19 protein-coding genes are annotated in these 16,453 nt (G+C 64.1%); 9 read left to right on the forward strand and 10 right to left on the reverse strand.

Features of this window, described 5'->3' with window-relative positions; all coding sequences use genetic code 11:
• Window positions 1-115: 115 nt before the first annotated feature.
• Window positions 116-742, reverse strand: coding sequence for a c-type cytochrome (locus GGR44_RS03325; protein WP_183953990.1), 627 nt, complete (start codon window positions 740-742; stop codon window positions 116-118).
• A gap of 185 nt (window positions 743-927) precedes the next feature.
• Here GGR44_RS03325 and GGR44_RS03330 point away from each other — a divergent pair, with 185 nt between their 5' ends.
• Entirely contained in the window at window positions 928-1,818 is an 891-nt protein-coding gene (locus GGR44_RS03330; RefSeq protein ID WP_183953991.1) for a prephenate dehydratase, read from the forward strand.
• Window positions 1,819-1,837: 19 nt separating this feature from the next.
• Here GGR44_RS03330 and GGR44_RS03335 read toward each other — a convergent pair whose 3' ends face one another.
• The 3 genes from GGR44_RS03335 to GGR44_RS03345 all read right to left on the reverse strand — a co-directional run bounded on the left by GGR44_RS03335 (window position 1,838) and on the right by GGR44_RS03345 (window position 4,571).
• Window positions 1,838-3,175, reverse strand: coding sequence for an aromatic ring-hydroxylating oxygenase subunit alpha (locus GGR44_RS03335; RefSeq protein WP_183953992.1), 1,338 nt, complete (start codon window positions 3,173-3,175; stop codon window positions 1,838-1,840).
• 168 nt (window positions 3,176-3,343) lie between these two features.
• The gene (locus GGR44_RS03340) at window positions 3,344-4,123 is read right to left on the reverse strand and encodes an SDR family NAD(P)-dependent oxidoreductase (RefSeq protein ID WP_183953993.1); all 780 of its coding nucleotides are present in this window, start codon (window positions 4,121-4,123) and stop codon (window positions 3,344-3,346) included.
• Between the two features lie 19 nt (window positions 4,124-4,142).
• Entirely contained in the window at window positions 4,143-4,571 is a 429-nt protein-coding gene (locus tag GGR44_RS03345; RefSeq protein WP_183953994.1) for a nuclear transport factor 2 family protein, read from the reverse strand.
• Window positions 4,572-4,724: 153 nt separating this feature from the next.
• Here GGR44_RS03345 and GGR44_RS03350 point away from each other — a divergent pair, with 153 nt between their 5' ends.
• Together GGR44_RS03350 and GGR44_RS03355 are read left to right on the forward strand one after the other, a co-directional pair.
• Entirely contained in the window at window positions 4,725-5,525 is an 801-nt protein-coding gene (locus GGR44_RS03350; RefSeq protein WP_183953995.1) for an SDR family NAD(P)-dependent oxidoreductase, read from the forward strand.
• A gap of 26 nt (window positions 5,526-5,551) precedes the next feature.
• Complete coding sequence (locus GGR44_RS03355; RefSeq protein WP_183953996.1) at window positions 5,552-6,337, forward strand: SDR family NAD(P)-dependent oxidoreductase; 786 nt, start codon at window positions 5,552-5,554, stop codon at window positions 6,335-6,337.
• A gap of 99 nt (window positions 6,338-6,436) precedes the next feature.
• Here GGR44_RS03355 and GGR44_RS03360 read toward each other — a convergent pair whose 3' ends face one another.
• The 3 genes from GGR44_RS03360 to GGR44_RS03370 form a co-directional block, all read right to left on the reverse strand.
• A complete protein-coding gene (locus tag GGR44_RS03360) occupies window positions 6,437-6,736 on the reverse strand; it encodes a putative quinol monooxygenase (RefSeq protein ID WP_183953997.1) in 300 nt (99 codons plus the stop codon).
• A 22-nt stretch (window positions 6,737-6,758) separates the two neighbouring features.
• Window positions 6,759-7,181, reverse strand: a complete 423-nt coding sequence (locus GGR44_RS03365; RefSeq protein ID WP_183953998.1) for an SgcJ/EcaC family oxidoreductase — start codon at window positions 7,179-7,181, stop codon at window positions 6,759-6,761.
• Window positions 7,182-7,262: 81 nt separating this feature from the next.
• Entirely contained in the window at window positions 7,263-8,798 is a 1,536-nt protein-coding gene (locus GGR44_RS03370; protein ID WP_183953999.1) for a long-chain-fatty-acid--CoA ligase, read from the reverse strand.
• Window positions 8,799-8,970: 172 nt separating this feature from the next.
• Between GGR44_RS03370 and GGR44_RS03375 the strand changes: the two genes are divergently transcribed.
• Window positions 8,971-9,732: an SDR family NAD(P)-dependent oxidoreductase gene (locus GGR44_RS03375; protein ID WP_183954000.1), complete on the forward strand. Its 762-nt coding sequence runs from the start codon at window positions 8,971-8,973 to the stop codon at window positions 9,730-9,732.
• Between the two features lie 11 nt (window positions 9,733-9,743).
• Complete coding sequence (locus GGR44_RS03380; protein ID WP_183954001.1) at window positions 9,744-10,508, forward strand: ThuA domain-containing protein; 765 nt, start codon at window positions 9,744-9,746, stop codon at window positions 10,506-10,508.
• Between the two features lie 41 nt (window positions 10,509-10,549).
• Here GGR44_RS03380 and GGR44_RS03385 read toward each other — a convergent pair whose 3' ends face one another.
• Genes GGR44_RS03385 through GGR44_RS17145 form a run of 3 tightly spaced genes read right to left on the reverse strand, consistent with a single transcriptional unit; the run spans window position 10,550 to window position 12,402 of the window.
• Window positions 10,550-10,915 (reverse strand): Rieske (2Fe-2S) protein, encoded by a 366-nt coding sequence (locus tag GGR44_RS03385; RefSeq protein ID WP_183954002.1) that lies wholly within the window; start codon window positions 10,913-10,915, stop codon window positions 10,550-10,552.
• Window positions 10,916-10,922: 7 nt separating this feature from the next.
• The gene (locus GGR44_RS03390) at window positions 10,923-11,291 is read right to left on the reverse strand and encodes an EthD domain-containing protein (RefSeq protein WP_183954003.1); all 369 of its coding nucleotides are present in this window, start codon (window positions 11,289-11,291) and stop codon (window positions 10,923-10,925) included.
• A gap of 7 nt (window positions 11,292-11,298) precedes the next feature.
• Window positions 11,299-12,402: an acyl-CoA dehydrogenase family protein gene (locus tag GGR44_RS17145; RefSeq protein ID WP_183954004.1), complete on the reverse strand. Its 1,104-nt coding sequence runs from the start codon at window positions 12,400-12,402 to the stop codon at window positions 11,299-11,301.
• Between the two features lie 201 nt (window positions 12,403-12,603).
• Between GGR44_RS17145 and GGR44_RS03400 the strand changes: the two genes are divergently transcribed.
• The 4 genes from GGR44_RS03400 to GGR44_RS03415 all read left to right on the forward strand — a co-directional run bounded on the left by GGR44_RS03400 (window position 12,604) and on the right by GGR44_RS03415 (window position 16,439).
• Entirely contained in the window at window positions 12,604-13,473 is an 870-nt protein-coding gene (locus tag GGR44_RS03400; protein ID WP_246344282.1) for a helix-turn-helix transcriptional regulator, read from the forward strand.
• Between the two features lie 195 nt (window positions 13,474-13,668).
• Entirely contained in the window at window positions 13,669-14,076 is a 408-nt protein-coding gene (locus GGR44_RS03405) for a Zn-ribbon domain-containing OB-fold protein (RefSeq protein WP_183954005.1), read from the forward strand.
• A gap of 3 nt (window positions 14,077-14,079) precedes the next feature.
• Entirely contained in the window at window positions 14,080-15,225 is a 1,146-nt protein-coding gene (locus GGR44_RS03410; RefSeq protein WP_183954006.1) for a thiolase family protein, read from the forward strand.
• Between the two features lie 5 nt (window positions 15,226-15,230).
• Window positions 15,231-16,439 (forward strand): acyl-CoA dehydrogenase family protein, encoded by a 1,209-nt coding sequence (locus tag GGR44_RS03415; RefSeq protein WP_183954007.1) that lies wholly within the window; start codon window positions 15,231-15,233, stop codon window positions 16,437-16,439.
• Window positions 16,440-16,453: the final 14 nt, after the last annotated feature.

The following is a 16,453-nucleotide window of genomic DNA, read 5'->3' on the forward strand; positions in this document are numbered from 1 at the left end:
CGACGCCCGCAAAATGCTACGCCGCGATGCGCAGGCCTCCCAAAGCGAAACAGGCGCGGCATCCAGTGCCGCGCCCGTCGGATCGCTTACTCGCAACATCGCCGGTAAAGGCGGCTCATTCGGCGGCGTTGGCGCCTTCTGCCGGCACCGCAGCATTGCCTTCGGCCGCATTGCCCGCTTCGGCGGCATTGTCGCCACCCTCGGCGGCAGGGGCGGCGTCAGCCGCGGGCAGCGGCAGGTTCGAACCCTGGGTGTTCATCCACGCGATCAGGTTGGCGCGGTCGACCGGGTTGCCAAGCCCCGCAAAGGTCATCTTGGTGCCGGGCGCGAATTCACGCGGGGACTTCAGCCAGTGGTCCAGATTGTCGAACGTCCACGCGCCGCCCTTGCTCTTGAGCGCGTCGGAGAAGGCGAAGCCCGCCTTGCCCTGGGCGATAGCCTCGCCGACCGTGGCGTAGAGATTGGGGCCAATGCCGTTGGCGCCGCCCTGGTTGATGGTGTGGCACGCCGCGCACTTGGCGAAAACCTTTTCGCCCGCCGCAACATCGGCGCTGGCCAGCAGGGTGTTGAGGCCGGGGCCGCTCGCGGCGCCCTCGCCCTCGGCTTCCACGCCTTCAATGGCATAGCCCATGGCTTCAGGGCGTTCGGAATGGAAATATTTGGAACTGACGATCGCGCCGCCCAATGCGACGATGCCGCCGAACAGCGCCCATCCGGCCACGGTATTGAAACGATCGCCCATTTCGCACGGTTTCCCTTGAAATTTCTGTTCTGCAGGGCTGATTTTCCGCCCCCTTAGCGCGCTGCCATAATGGCGCAAACGCGAAGGCGCAAGCATGGTTACGCACCGGGCGCGCGCTTTTCGGTCGCGACGGGACGCAGGACGCTTGCCTCGCGCGGGCCAACTGCCTAAGCGCGCACTCGCTCATGGAAAACTACCCCCTCCCCGCCCGCACCCTGGTCGCCGACATGGCGCAAAAGGCCGCCGCCAACCCGGCGCGGGCCATCGCCTATCAGGGTGCGCCCGGCGCCAACTCGCATCTGGCGGCGCTCGGTTACGCGCCCGATTGCGTGCCGCTGCCCTGTTTTTCGTTCGAGGACGCGATCGACGCGGTGCGCGGCGGTCAGGCCGATCGCGCCATCATCCCCATCGAAAACAGCCTCCACGGCCGCGTCGCCGACATGCATTTCCTGCTGCCCGAATCGGGGCTGCACATCGTCGACGAATATTTCCTGCGCATTCGCCACTGCCTGATGGCGCCCGGCGATATGCCCGTCACCAGCGCGATCAGCCATGTGCAAGCGCTGGGGCAATGCCGCCACTATCTGCGCGAACGCGGCATCCGGCCGATCGCCTATGCCGACACCGCCGGCGCCGCCGCGCTGGTCGCGGAAAACCGCATTCCGGGCGAAGGTGCGATCGCGCCCTATCTGGCGGCTGAGCTTTACGGGCTGCGCCTGATCGCGGAAAATATCGAGGACAGCGACGACAATATGACGCGCTTCGTCGTGCTCTCGCGCGACCCGCACACCCCCGACGCCGGCATCGGCCCGGTGATGACGACATTCCTGTTCGAGGTGAAGAATATCCCCGCCGCCCTCTACAAGGCGATGGGCGGCTTCGCCACCAACGGCGTCAACATGACCAAGCTGGAAAGCTACCAGCGCGGCGCCAGCTTCGCCGCGACCGAATTCTACTGCGACATCGAAGGGATGCCGGGCGACCCGGCGGTCGACCGCGCGCTCGCCGAACTGGAATTCCACAGCAAATCGGTGCGCATCCTGGGCAGCTATCGTCAGGCCCGCCCCCGGACCTGACGATGAAGGCGCGCGCGCTTCAGCGCCGCCCTTCCAGATAGTCGTTCAACACCTCATGGAAATAGCGGACACGGGTTTCCTGCCCGGTCAGATAGGCGTCGCCATAGCCGCGCGAATGCATGCCGCGCTGCATCCCTTCGGCCAGCATCATGTCCTGATAGACGATCTGTCCCTCGATTTCCGGCACGCCCGCGCCATTGTCGAAATCGCGCCATATCATCTCCGCCTCGCGCAGCGGTTGCGGCCCGGCCATGATCGATTCGACCTCGGTCCGCCCTTCCACCGGAAAGGCCATGCACCACAGGTCGAACGTGCATTTGCCCGGATCGTCGGGATGCGGCTCGGTGCGGAAGAAGACCAGATTGTCGGGCAGGAAGGATATGGTGACATTGGGAAAGATCACCGTATGCGGGCTGTCGGTGATCTCTTCATCGTCCATATGCTCGTAATGAACATAGCCGCGCTCCCGCCAAAGCGCTCGCTTGGCGGCCTTGAGGTCCAGCCAGCCCTGCATCGCCTTTGTCTCGTAATCGGGATAGGATTCGGGGTCGATGCCCCACTGGCGCAGGATGAAGTCGAACGGGTGCGGCGCGCCATCGGGCAGGCGATCGCTCAATGACGGGCGCATCGGCTGAACCGTGCGGCCATGACCGCCGGGATACATTTCATGCCGGGCGGTATCGACATCCTGATCGATCCACGGCGGCACCTGCGGATGGGCGGTGCGGGTGTGATAGCTTTCGGAGAAATTGTCGGTCGCGAATTTCCAGTTGGTGTTGAGGTTGATCTTCATCCAGAAGACGCGCACCGCCGTGTCCATCGGATAGTTTTTGTAGATGTCGGGCATCGGCGCCAGATAGTCGAGCAGTTCGGGGGCATTGTCGTCCATCGTGTACCACACGAACCCGCCCCATGTGGCGCAGCGCAGTTCCTTCAGCTTCAGCTTTCCGCATGGATTGCCCTGCGGAAAATCATGCGCGTCCTGCGCATGCTCCAGCACCCCGTCGCGCCCCCATCGCCAGCCATGATAGGGGCACTTGAAGCTGCGGACGCTCGACGCGCCGTCGGCCAGCCGCATCCCCCGGTGGCCGCAGGCGTTGTAGAAGGCCTTGATGGCCCCGTCGTCCTGCCGGACGCAGATCACGCTTTCGTGGCGGAAATCATGGACGACATAATCGCCCGGCTCCTCCAGCTCCGCGGTCCGCCCGGCCACATGCCAGATCCGGGTCCACATGTGGTCCCATTCCTTCTGCATGAACGCGGCCGATGTATAGCGGTCGCCAGTGATGGGATCGCCGCGCAGACTGGCCGGATCGCGGCCATCGATGGTCAACGGGTGGCGGGGCGCCTGTGTCATCCTCAATCCTCCTGTGGGCGCGACGGATGGCCCCCCCGCCCTTCGCGGCCAGACTATACAAGCACCCCTGCCTGTTCATCCTAGCGTTTCCGGCAGGGCAGGCCCTGAGACGCAAAAAAGGGCGCGGTCGCCCGCGCCCTCTCCTTCCCCGAACCGGGTTCCGGCCCCTCAGACCCCGGTCATGCCCGCCGTCGTCGCGCCGTCGATGGCATAGTCGGCGCCGTTGATGAACGCCGCCTCGTCCGAGGAGAGATAAGCGACCAGCCCGGCAACCTCCTCCAGCTTCGCCATGCGGCCCATGGGCGACATGCCTTCATAGGCGGCGCGCGCCGCATCGGGGTCGGGGCAACTGGCGATGATGCCCGCGATCATGTCGGTCTCGACGACGCCGGGCAGAATGGCGTTGCACCGGATATTAAGCTTTTCCAGGCCGCAATGGATGGCTGTCGCCTTGACCATGGCGACCACGGCGGCCTTGGTCACCGAATAGCTGATATAGTTGCTGAGCGCGCGATTGGCGTTCATCGAACTGTTGACGATGATCGACCCGCCCGGCCCTTGCGGATTGTGCTTCATCAACGCGATCGCCGACTTGATGGTCAGCAGCACGCCGGTCTGGTTGATGCCGACAATGTCGTTCCACGCCTCCAGCGTCACCGCCTCGACATTGGCGTCGCCCCGTTCCGTGCCCGCATTGGCGAAGGCGATGTCCAGCCGCCCGAAATCGTTCCTGATCAGCGCCTCGACCCGCGCCCAGTCCGCCGGATCCTGCACCGCCGCCCTGATGAAGGTCGCGCCGGTCGCCTCGCACAGGCTCTGCGCCTTTTCGGCGTTCGACCCGGTAAAGACCACCTTCGCGCCATCGGCGGTCAGCCGCCCGACGCACGCCCGGCCAATGCCCGACGTGCCGCCGGTGATGAGGGCGACCTTGCCCGAAAGATTCGCCATGATCCTGCCTCTCCGCGCGTCAGGCCGGGATCAGGCCGGTTGCCCGGGCGATCGCGGCCGTATCGAAATAATAGGGCGTAATGCCGCAAAACCTGTCTCCGCGCAGGTGGAACACCTCGGTCAGCGGCATCTTCAACCGTTCGCCACTATAGCGCGACGTCGCGGTGACCGTCACGAAGACTATGGCGTGATCATCGCCGATACAGATGTCGCCGGTCTCCAGCGAGGCATCGCCCCAGTAGGCGAAGACCCTGGTATAAAGATCCTGCAACGCCGTTTTGCCTTCATAGCGCCCGGCATAAGGCAGGCTGTCGGCTTCCAGGATCAGGAAATCGTCGGTCAGCATCTCCGCGACCGCGTCCCACTGGCCGGTCCCGGTGAGCTGATAGATGCGCTGCACCATGTCCCTGACCTGCGCAAAGCGTTCCATGTCCATGGCCGTCGTCATCCTCTTGTTGCTATCGTGGCACCTGCATGGCCCTGCTCGCCGGTCGCGTCACCCTGCCAAAAAAAGCAGGTGCCTGCACGCGCCCGCGCGGGGACAAGGCTGACGATGCGGTCAAACGCGCCCGATGCGGCGCGACATAGAGAGGATGATGAGATGGCAGGCAGGCTGGAAGGCAGGATCGCGCTGGTAAGCGGCGGTTTACGGGGTATCGGCCGGGCGATCAGCGAATGCCTGGGGGCCGATGGCGCGATGGTTTACGTGACCGATCTCGATCCCGAAGATTCGGCCGATGCGACCGCGATCGCCGCCGCGCTGACCGGCGCCCGCTATCTCCGGCTTGACGCGACCAGCGAGGAGGCCTGGGCCGCCGCGCGCGCGCGGGTGGAACAGGATTTCGGCCATCTCGACATATTGGTGAACAATGTCGGCGCTGACCTCACCGGCAAGGTGCAGGATCTGAAGCTGGAGGACTGGCGCCGCCTCATCACCTTGAACCTCGACACCGTGTTCCTGGGCACCAAGACATTCCAGCCGCTGCTGGCCAAGGGCGGCGCATCGACCCCCTATGGATCGAGCATCATCAACATCAGCTCGATCATGGGCCTGGTCGGCATGGGCGAAGTCGCCGCCTATAATGCGTCGAAGGGCGGCGTGCGCCTGTTCAGCAAGTCTAACGCGCTGGAATTTGCCGAAGCGGGCGTCCCCATTCGCGTCAACAGCGTTCATCCCGGCTTTGTCGACACGCCGCTGCTGCGGCAGGGCTTCGAACGCTGGGCCGCGCGCGAAGGGACCACGGCCGACGCCATGATCGACGCCATGGCGCAAACGACGCCGATCAAGCGGCTCGCCAGGCCGGTCGAGATCGGCAAGGTCGTCGCCTTCCTGGCCAGCGACGACGCCAGCTACATGACCGGGAGCGAAGTCGTCGTCGACGGCGGCTGGACCGCGCGCTGACCCCCGAAACGACAGGAGAGAAGAGGATGAGCGGAAAAACGGATCTGACCGGCGCGGTGGCGCTGGTGACGGGGGCTACCGGCGGCATTGGCCGCGCGACCGTCGCGGCGCTGGCCGACAGCGGCGCACAGGCGATCGCAACCGACGTCGCTCGCCAGGCCGATGTCGCGGGCGCGGCGCTCTACGCCCCGCTCGACGTGACCAGCCCGGAGGACTGGGCCAGCGTCATCGCCCGGATCGAACAGTATTTCGGCCGCCTCGACATCCTCGTCAACAATGCCGGGATATCGGTGACCAACAGCATCGCCGACACGACATTGGCCGAATTTCGCAAATGCATGGCGATCAATGTCGAAGGCGTTTTCCTGGGCACGCAGGCGGCGCAGCCCTTGCTGGCGCGCAGCGGCGTGGACCGGGACGGCGGATCGTCGATCATCAACCTGTCGTCGGTCGGCGGCCTGCGCGGTGCGGCGTTCATGTCGACCTATTGCGCCAGCAAGGGCGCGGTGAAGCTCTACAGCAAGTCTGCGGCCCTCGAATTTGCGATGCTGAAACTGCCCATCCGCGTCAATTCGGTCCACCCAGGCGGCATCGACACCAACATGATGGACACGATCTTCGCCCGTTATGTCGACGAAGGCGTCTTCCCCGATCTGGAAACCGCGCGCGGCGCAGTGTCGGCGGGCCACGCCATGAGCCGCATGGGCCAGCCCGACGAGATCGCGCAGGGCATCGCCTATCTCGCCAGCCCTGCGGCGAGCTTCATGACGGGGTCGGAACTGGTCATCGACGGCGGCATGACCGCGCACTGAGCGCCGCTCAACGGAAAACAGAAAGGCCTGGATCGTCCGGACGATCCAGGCCTTTCCTTTGCCGACATCATTATGGAGAGAAATGCCGGCAAATAGCCTTTACAGCATGAATTTTTCCGACGCTTCGACGCTGTGGATCGACACGTCGACGGTGTAGCGCCCGCCAAATTCGGCGAGCAGCCCCGCAATGGCCGGGAGCGCCAGATGCGCGTCCAGCGCCGCGCGATCCCGCCATCCCTCCATCGCCATGATGGCGCAGGACGCCTCGTCATCCACGCCCATATGGTAGAACAGGCAGCCATCTTCCGCCCGCGACGGTTCGCACAGCGACTTCAGCCGCGCCAGCAACGCCGGAAAGGTCTCAGGGTCGGTCCTGATCAGACCGGTGACGAGGATCATGGGCCTTCTCCCCAAAGGCCGCTCAGGTCTGGTGAATGATGCCGAAAACGCGCTCCTTGAACAGCCACTGGCCGCCGCGCTTGACCAGCTTGTCATTGTAGCAGGCCCGCGCGCGCTTGTCCTTGCCGCTGTCGGGATCGGTATAGACTTCGGAGAAATAGGTGCGGGCGACAGCCGTATCGCCATCGACCTGGATCATGCCGGGCATGGCGATGAAGGACAGTTCGGGATAGGCCGGCATGGCGCTGGCCCATAATTCCATCACCGCGTCGCGGCCCGATACGACGCCCAGTTGCGGATAGTGCGACAGATCCCAATGGCCGTCCTCGGCCCACAGGCTGGTCATCAGCGCGCGGTCGGCGCGGTTGACCGCATCGGCGTAGCTTTCCATCAGTTCGCGGATGGCGATACGGTCCTCCAGCGGACCGGTATAGTTGCGGCTCACGCCCCTCTCCTTGGATGTTTGTGTTTCGTGGGTCAGGCTATGCGCTTTGCGTCCCCGCCCCTACTCTTGAAAGTCGGAGGTTCAGCGATAACGGTTGCGCAATACACGGCGCAGCACCTTGCCCGACGGGTTGCGGGGCAATGCGTCGACAAAATCCACCGACTTGGGCGCCTTGTAAGCGGCGATCCGGGCGCGCGCCCAGGCGATGATGGAGGCGGGATCGGGGCTTTCGCCTTCAACCGGCACGACGATCGCCTTGACCGCCTCGCCCCATTTGGGGTCGGGCACGCCGATCACGGCCACGTCATGCACCTGTGGATGGCTGAAAATCGCGTTCTCCACCTCGGCCGGATAGACATTCTCGCCGCCGGTGATAATCATGTCCTTGATCCGGTCAGCCAGGTAGACATAGCCGTCCGCGTCCATGCGCCCCGCATCGCCGGTGCGCAGCCAGCCGTCCGCGTCAATCGTCTCCGCCGTCGCGTCGGGCCGGTTATGATATCCGACCATATTGGCGGCCGAACGGATCGCGATCTCGCCCACCTCGCCACGGGGCAATTCCCGCCCGTCACCATCGAAAATACGGATTTCGACGCCCGGCAGCGGCAGGCCGACGCTGCCCATGCGGTCATTGCCCGCCACATCATGGTCTTCGGGCGGCAGGCCGGTGATCGTCCCCGCCGTCTCCGTCATCCCGTACATCTGCGCAAAGCCGCAGCCGAAAATGCCGATCGCCTGCCGCAGCAAATCCAGCGGGATCGCCGAACCGCCATAGCAGATATAGTCGAGGAAGCTGAAATCAGTCTGCGTCGCACGGGGATGGTCGCATATGATGCGCAAGGCCGTCGGCACGATCATCAGCTTGGTGATGCGATATTGCACCAGCAGGTCCAGCACCTGATGCGGATCGAAATCGCGCACGATGATCGCTTTGGCGCCATGCTGAAGCGACCAGAGCCCCCAGCCCGATCCGCTGATGTGGAATATCGGCATCGCCACCAGCGCCACATCATCGGCATCCCACCGATACCAGACCGGCAACGCATCTTCCGGAACCGCATCGCGCAGGCCCAGCAGGCTGCGGTTGGTGAGCAACGCGCCCTTGGGATGGCCCGTCGTGCCCGATGTGTAGAGTTGCAGGACGACGTCGTCATAACCGCCATCCGTGCGGGGATCGGCTTCGGACTGGGCGTCGCGCCAGGCCTCGAACGACTGCCCCTCCTCCCCGTCCGTCGTCAGCAGCGACGGGCAGGCAGGCGGCGTTTCGAGCGCGGCCAGAAATTCAGGGTCGGCCAGCAGCAGCGCGGGCCGGCTGTCGCCCAGCACAAAGGCGACCTCCGGCGGCGCTAGGCGCCAGTTGATCGGCACCATCACGGCCCCGGCGCGGATCGCGCCCAGCCAAAATTGAAAATACAGATCGCAATTCCTGCCCAGAAAGGCGACCCGGCTGCCTGCCCCAATGCCCATCGCGGCCAGCCCGTTCGCCACCCGGCTGACCTGCCTGTCCAGCGCGCCAAAGCTGGTTTCCCGATCTTCGAACACCAGCGCGACCGCGTCCGCCCGCGCGGCGGCATGGTCCCGAAGATAGTCGCCGATTGTCCTGCGGTCGCCCCTCATGCCTTGCGGTCCCTCCTGTTGCATCAAATCCTTCATAGGCGGCAAAGTCGACCCGCGCCCCTGTCGTTTCCCATGGGCTGGGCGCGACTGGCGAAATCGTCAGTGCCGCTTGGCGCGGCGGTCATTATGGTGCGACTTTCAAGAATCCACCGCGCACCGGCAGGAGAGAAAAATGGATCTGGGATTGAAGGGCCGCAAGGCGATACTGATCGGCGCGAACGCCAGCGTCGGCCGCCACACCGCCGAAATTCTGGCTCAGGAAGGGTGCAATGTCGCCCTGTGCGGCCGGACTGAGGAGAAGGTCGACGCCGTGGTGGCGCGCGTGAACGCGCTGGGCGTGAACGCTTTCGGCAAGGCGGTTGACGCCAGCGATGCAAAGGCGCTGCCCGCCTTCATCGACGAGGCCGCCGCCGCGCTGGGCGGGTGCGACATCTTCATCTCCTTCGTATCGACCAATCTGGGCGTCGACAGCGACGAAGGCTGGATGGCGGTGATGAACGCCGACATCCTGCCGCTTTCGCGCGGCGTGCGCGCCGCCCTGCCCCATCTGCAAAAATCCGACGCCGGTTCGATCGTGACCCTGTCATCGACCGGCGCGGTCGAGGAATTTATGGGGCCACAACCCTATAATGCGCTGAAGGCTGCGGTCATCAACTACAGCAAGTCGCTGGCCCAGAAGCATGCGGCCGAAGGCATTCGCGTCAACTGCATGATCCCCGGCCCCATCTATACCGAAGACGGCCCATGGGCGGGCATCAAGGCGGCGGCGCCCGAATTTTACGACTCCATTCTGGGCCAGATTCCCATGGGCCGCATGTGTTCAGGCGAGGAAATCGGCAAGGCGATCGCGTTCGTCGCGTCGCCGGCCTGCCGCTTCATGACCGGCGCCAGTCTGGTCATCGACGGCGCGCTGACCAAGCGCGTTCAGTTCTGATCGAGGGCGCGATGAACAACGACCAACCGGCGCGGCTCAACTGCGTATTGATCGCGGGCGGGCTATATCATGATTTCGATTTCGCCCGGCTGGAATTGCTGAAACTGCTGGCCGAGGACAGCCGGGTGCGCACCCGCGTGTTCGAGGATTACGGCAATATCGAAGCGATCCGGCAGGCCGATTTCCTGATTACCTACACCTGCGACGTCACCCCGCCGCTGGAGGCGCAGGAGGCGCTGCGCGACTGGGTGCGGGCGGGCGGGCGCTGGTATGCGCTGCACGGCACCAATTCGGTGCTGCGCCTGTTCGACAACGGGCTGTATGGCGCGCCGCGCTGGGCGCCGCTGATGATGGAGACGCTGGGCACGCAGTTCATCGCCCATCCCCCCATCGCGCCCTACAGGGTGTGCGTCGCCGATCACGATCACCCGCTGACGCAGGGTATCGAGCCATTCGACACGACCGACGAACTTTATCTGATGGAACAGCACGGCGACCTTCATGTGCTGCTGGACACCGAGTTCGAAGGCGACGCCACCGGCTTTGACGAACATGACTGGGCCCATGGACGACACCCGGTTCTGTATATCAAGGATCAGGGCAAGGGCGCAGTGCTCTACAATACGCTCGGCCATTGTCGCGGCCATTACGACATGCAGCCCTTTCTCGACTGGTGGCCGCAAGTCGACCGCTGCGCCTGGAACTTGCCGGTCTTTTACGACCTGCTGCGCCGGGGCATCGAATGGGCGAAGGAAGGGAAAAGGGGCGGGGCGTGACCCCTCGCCCTTTTCACACGTTCAAGACAGCCGGACCATCCTCAGCCAAGCGGCGTGACCGGCAGATGTTCAGCGCCCGGCGCTTCGTCGGGCACAGCAATCTCGATCCAGCCCTCGGCATCTTCGCGCAGGTCGAATTTCATCAACGGCCTATATCCTGCGCCGCCCAGACATTCGCCGCTGTCCAGCTTGAACCGCGCGCCATGCAGCGGGCACATCACCGCCCCGCGCCGCACCCGGCCGTCCGGCGTGAAACTGGCGGCCTGATGGGTGCAGCGGTTGATGACGGCGAACAGCTTGCCCTCATCGCGCGCGACCAGCACCGGCCAGCCGTTGACGACGAACGCCCGCAGGCTTTTGTCGGCAATCTCGTTCGCCTGCGCCACCCGATGAAAAGTCTCAGTCATTGCGTTCTCAATCCCCTGCGCGATCCGCCGGCGGCGGCATCACGCTTTCGCACTCTTCCACGGTGAAAGACAAGGTGGCGGCGCGGTCGAACAGGCGCTCCTCATCCTCTGCTATTTCCCGCGCGATATCGGGCGTCGCCAGCATCGCCATGCAGCGGTCATGCGCGGCCCGGTCGGCGAAGTCGATCTCCATCACCACATCGAAGCCGGGCGCCCTTCCCTCCTGCAATGGCCTTACATAGCGGCGGACATAGCGCAGCGCCTGGCCGGACAGGACGCGCTCCCCCATCACTCGGTGGCGCGACTCGTAATAAGCGCGAAAATCCTCTGCCGACATGCCAGGCCGCCGGCGCAGCAGGGTCACAAGCCTGAACATCGGGCGGTCAGGCCGCCTGACGACATTGGGTATAGCTGCGCAGATCATGGTCGACATCGCCCAGCAGGCGGGTGAGCAGCAGGACGCGCTTGAACGCCTGCCCCACCATCAGCTCCTCGGTCGTGCCGATGCCGCCATGCAACTGCACCGCCTCCTCCGCGACAGTTGTCGCGCTGCTGCTGATGAACGCCTTGGCGCCGACGATCGCGGCGTGCGCTGCATCGGTTCCCGGCATCTGCGCAGCGGCCCGATAAAGCTGGGAACGGCTGAGTTCAACCAGCGCATAGCAATCGGCCAGGCGATGCTGAATCGCCTGAAAGCGGCCGATCGGCTGGCCGAACTGTTCGCGCGTCTTTACATAATCGACGGTCGCATCGAATATGCGCGTCATCAGCCCCATCAACTCGGCGGCGATGGCCAGACGGCTCTGGTCGAGCACCACCGCCAGCGCAGCCCCCCCCCGCTGCAAAGGCTTTCCGACAGCGTTGTCGAACCTGATGTCGCTGGCGACCGAACCGTCCACGAGACGATAATGCACGCGCGACACGCCCGCACTCCCCGCCTCGACCAGAAGGACGCTCCCTCCGCCCGCGTCATCCAGCGCGGAAACCAGCAGCAGGTCGGCAAAGGAGCCGCCCAATACGCAGATCTTCTCACCGTTGATGCGCGCCTGCCCGTCGACGTCGCTCACCCGCGTGGCGATGGCGCCCGGCATGAAGCGGCCTGATCGTTCCATATGGGCCAGCACCGGAAAACGCTCGCCGCGGACCACTGCGGGCAACACCGCTTCACGCATGGCGTCGTCGCCGCCCCGGTCGATGATCGCAGCGCCCATCATGACGACCGGCAACACCGGCTCGACAGCAACGCCCCGGCCCAGCGCCTCCATCAACGTAATCAGTTCGACAGCGCCGCCGCCAAGGCCGCCCATCTCCTCCGACAGCGGAAGAGCGAGCAACCCGGTTTCAGCCAGGGTCATCCAGTTTTCCGATGCAAAGCCATCGGGCTGCGCGACATAGGCCAGGCGGCGCACCGGATCATAATGATCGGCCAGAAACCGCTCAACCAGATCCCGCAGCATCGCCTGCTCGTCGTTGAGATCGAAATTCACGGCTTCCTCACCCCTAAACCCATGGCCATATTTGACGGCAGCGGAAAAACGCCGCCGATGCCCATATTAAAGCACTGTGACCGCGGCAAAGCCGACTGCGCTTTCCAATAGGAAGGCGCGCGGCGACGAACAAAAAACCTAGCGCTAGTCACAGGTTTTGGACGCTTGTCTAAGGACCTTAACGGGCGTAGCTTTTCCCCCATGGAGAGAACAGTCGACTCATTCGTCGCCTGCATGGACCGCACCGACCAACCGAGCAAAAGCCAGGTCGATTTCCGGACAAGCAGGCAGGGCACAATCTGCATCTCGTCGATCGAGGATGTCCGGCCTGCCGCCGAAGCGTTGCGGGATCTTGCCAGGGATCTTGGCAACCTGCGCGTCGCCGCCTGCGCCAACATCGCGTCGAAGATGGCCATGGCCGACGCGGACGGCAATGCCCTCGCCTCCGACGTTTTCGGATGGCCGGGATCAAAAGACCAGTGGTGGAAAAAGCCGCTGCTTGCGCTCAGCTCCCCGCTCACATTCGCCTGTCGTTATGAAAGCGAACCTTTCTGGGTCAATGCCGACGGCATCCGCACGCGCGCGCCCAACCCCCTTCTCGACAAGATCGACCTTTCGCATTTTCACGATGAAGTGAACGCCGCCTCGGTCATTGTCATCCCCGTGCATCTGCCCTTTGGCCAGATCGGCGTGGTCAGCTTTTCGCCAATTGATGAAGGCCGCAGCGACCTCAGCCGTGAATTCGACGCCTATGCCGACGTTCTGGAATATCAGGGGCGGCGGTTCATCAACGGATATTCCCGCGTCACGAGCCAACGGCCCTGGATTCCCCGCAATTGCCGCCTGTCAAAGCGCGAGGTGGAATGCCTGCGCTGGGCGGCCCTGGGCAAGACAGACGTGGAAATCGCCATGATTCTGAACCGCAGCTGCGCCACGGTGCGCTTCCATATCCATAATGCGGCGATCAAGCTGGAGGCGGTGAACCGCAGCCAGACGGTGTTCAAGGCGACCCAGCTCGGCTATTTGGGCAGCGTCGCGGTCGCCGCCCCCGGCACGCACGCCACGGCCTGAACCCGTCCCGTCATTTTCCCCGGAAAGGGGCCTTGCCGACCTGTTGGCAGGGCCCCTTTTTGTTGGAATTTCGACAGCTTGGGCCTTGTTTTTCATCGAGTTCGCCGATCCCGGTCGGGAACCTATGCTTTCTTACAGATGCCCTGAAGCGATGGCCTTCCCATAGTCATTATCAAGTCAGGGAGAGTGCCAGCCATGGGGCAGACAATAGACATAGCCGAAGGATTGTTCGTGGATAGCCCCATCCCCGCACTGGTCGGGGGCCGCCATCGCGACACCGGGCAAATCATGTTCCCCTGCCCCACCGGCAACGCCCTTTACGAACCGGTCACGCTGCCCAGCCGCGGCACATTATGGTCGTGGACGGTGCAACGCTACCGCCCCAAAACGCCGCCCTATGCCGGGCCGGAAGAGTTCACGCCCTTTGCCCTGGGCTATGTCGAGTTGCCGGGCGCTGTTATCGTGGAAGCGCCCTTTGTCGATGTCGATTTCGACGATTTGCGTATCGGCATGGAAATGGAAACGGTGCTCGCGCCGCTGAATGTCGATGCCCAGGGGCGCACCATCCGCACCTTCGCCTTTGCCCCTGTCAGAGAGGATTGAGCCATGGCGGATGTCTTCATCGTCGGCATCGGCATTCACCCTTTCGGTCGCACCGACCGCCTGTCGGGCCTGCAACAGGGGGCCTTCGCCATCCGGGAGGCGTTGAAGGACGCCGGCCTTGAATGGGCTGACATGCAATTCGGGTTCGGCGGCTCCGACAGTTCGGGCAATGCCGACACGATGATCAACGAAATGGGGCTGACCGGCATCCCCATCATCAATGTCCGCAATGGTTGCGCCACGGGCGGATCGTCGCTGATCGGCGCATGGCAGGGCATTGCGTCGGGCCAATTTGATCTGGGCGTCGCCTTCGGCTTCGACAAGCATCCGCGCGGCGCGTTCAACGCCATGCCGTCCGAATACAGCCTGCCCGACTGGTATGGCGAAGCAGGCATGATGGTGACGACGCAGTTCTTCGCGATGAAGCTGCAACGCTATATGGCGCATCACGGCATCAGCCACGAAACGCTGGGCCGGGTCGCGCAGAAGGCGTTCGACAATGGCGTTCATGCGCCCCACGCCTGGCGGCGCAGCCCGGTCGATCTCGACACGATCCTGAACAGCCAGATGATTTCGGATCCGCTGACCAAATATATGTTCTGCTCGCCCGCTGAAGGCGGCGTCGCGCTGATCCTCGCCAGTGCAAAGAAGGCCCGTGAACTCGGCCGCGCCGACATCCGCATCAAGGCGGCTGTCACCCGCACACGTCCGCCCGGTTCGTTCGAGGTCTTTTCGCCCAGCCTGTCCATCGAACGGGGCGGCGCGCCGACATTGCTGGCGTCGGCCGCGGCGTTTGAAATGGCGGGCATCGGGCCGGAGGATATCGACGTCGCCCAGTTGCAGGACACCGAATCCGGCGCGGAAATCATGCACATGGCAGAAAACGGCTTTTGCAAGGATGGCGAACAGGAAGAATGGCTGGCCGAGGGCTGGAGCCGTATCGACGGCAAGCTGCCGATCAACACGGATGGCGGCTGCCTTGCCTGCGGCGAACCGATCGGGGCTTCCGGGCTGCGTCAGGTTTATGAAAATGCGGTTCAACTGCGCGGCGCGGGCGGTGGTCGTCAGGCGCCCGGCACGCCCCGCACCGCCTACACCCATGTCTATGGCGCGCCCGGCATTTCGGGCGTCACCATTTTGGAACGATAAGCAATATGGACCTGTCTTTCACCCCGGAGGATGAAGCCTTCCGCCAGGAAGTCCGCGCCTTCCTCGACGTCAGCCTGCCCGATGAACTGCGCGAAGGAACGGCGGCGACGCCGGGCGTCTTTGTCGAGCCCGACATCGGCCAACTGTGGCAGCGCATCCTGTATGAAAAGGGCTGGCTTGCCTATAACTGGCCGGTCGATTGCGGCGGCACCGGCTGGTCGCCCGTTCAACGCTATATTTTCGAGAAGGAATGCGCGCTCGCCAACGCACCCAGCCTGCCGGTGCTCAGCCTCAAACTGCTGGCCCCCGTCATCTGCCGGTTCGGCACGGCGGCGCAGAAGGCAAGCATCCTGCCCCGCATTCTCGACGGCAGCGACTACTGGTGTCAGGGCTTTTCGGAACCCGGTTCCGGCTCCGACCTCGCCAGCCTGCGGACGCGGGCGGAGCGACGCGGCGATCATTATGTCATCAACGGCCGCAAGCTGTGGACCACCCACGCCCACCACGCCAACAAGATTTTCTGCCTCGTCCGCACCGACGCGCAAGCAAAACCCCAGGCCGGGATCAGCTTCATTCTGGTCGATATGGATCAGCCAGGCATCGAAGTGCGTCCGATCAGGGGGCTGGCCGGCGACCATGAGGTCAACGAAGTCTATCTGGATGACGTTGTCGCGCCGGTGGACAATCTGATCGGCGCGGAAGGCATGGGCTGGACCATTGCCAAATTTCTGCTCGAAAACGAACGGGGCGGCGCGTGCCACGCGCCCAAATTGCTGTCCGACATCGCCAAGCTGCGCGACAGCGCGACGGCCGAGCCCGATGGCCATGGCGGCACGATGGCCGATGATCCGGGGTTCATGGCCGACCTCGCCCGCATTGAGCTGACCGCCCAGGCGCTGGAAATGACCGAACTGCGCGTGCTGGCGGAAATGGCCAAGGGCCTGCCGCCCGGCCCGCAGACGTCGCTGTCGAAAATGATCGCCTCGACTCTGCGCCAGCAGGTCGATGGCATGGCCGTGCGGCTTTATGGCTATGCCGGGCTGGAACTGGAGCATCGGCGTCCCCTCTATGGCGCGAACGCCCCGGCCCCTACCCATTGCAAAGCCGCGCAACTGGCCGCCCCGCGCTATCTCAACAGTCTCGCCTGGACCATTTTCGGCGGGACGAATGAAGTCCAGCGCACCATCATCGCCAAGACCGTGCTGGGCCTGTGAACGCCCGGTCAGAC

The organism is Sphingobium fontiphilum (assembly GCF_014196635.1).
GTDB classification, from domain to species: domain Bacteria; phylum Pseudomonadota; class Alphaproteobacteria; order Sphingomonadales; family Sphingomonadaceae; genus Sphingobium; species Sphingobium fontiphilum.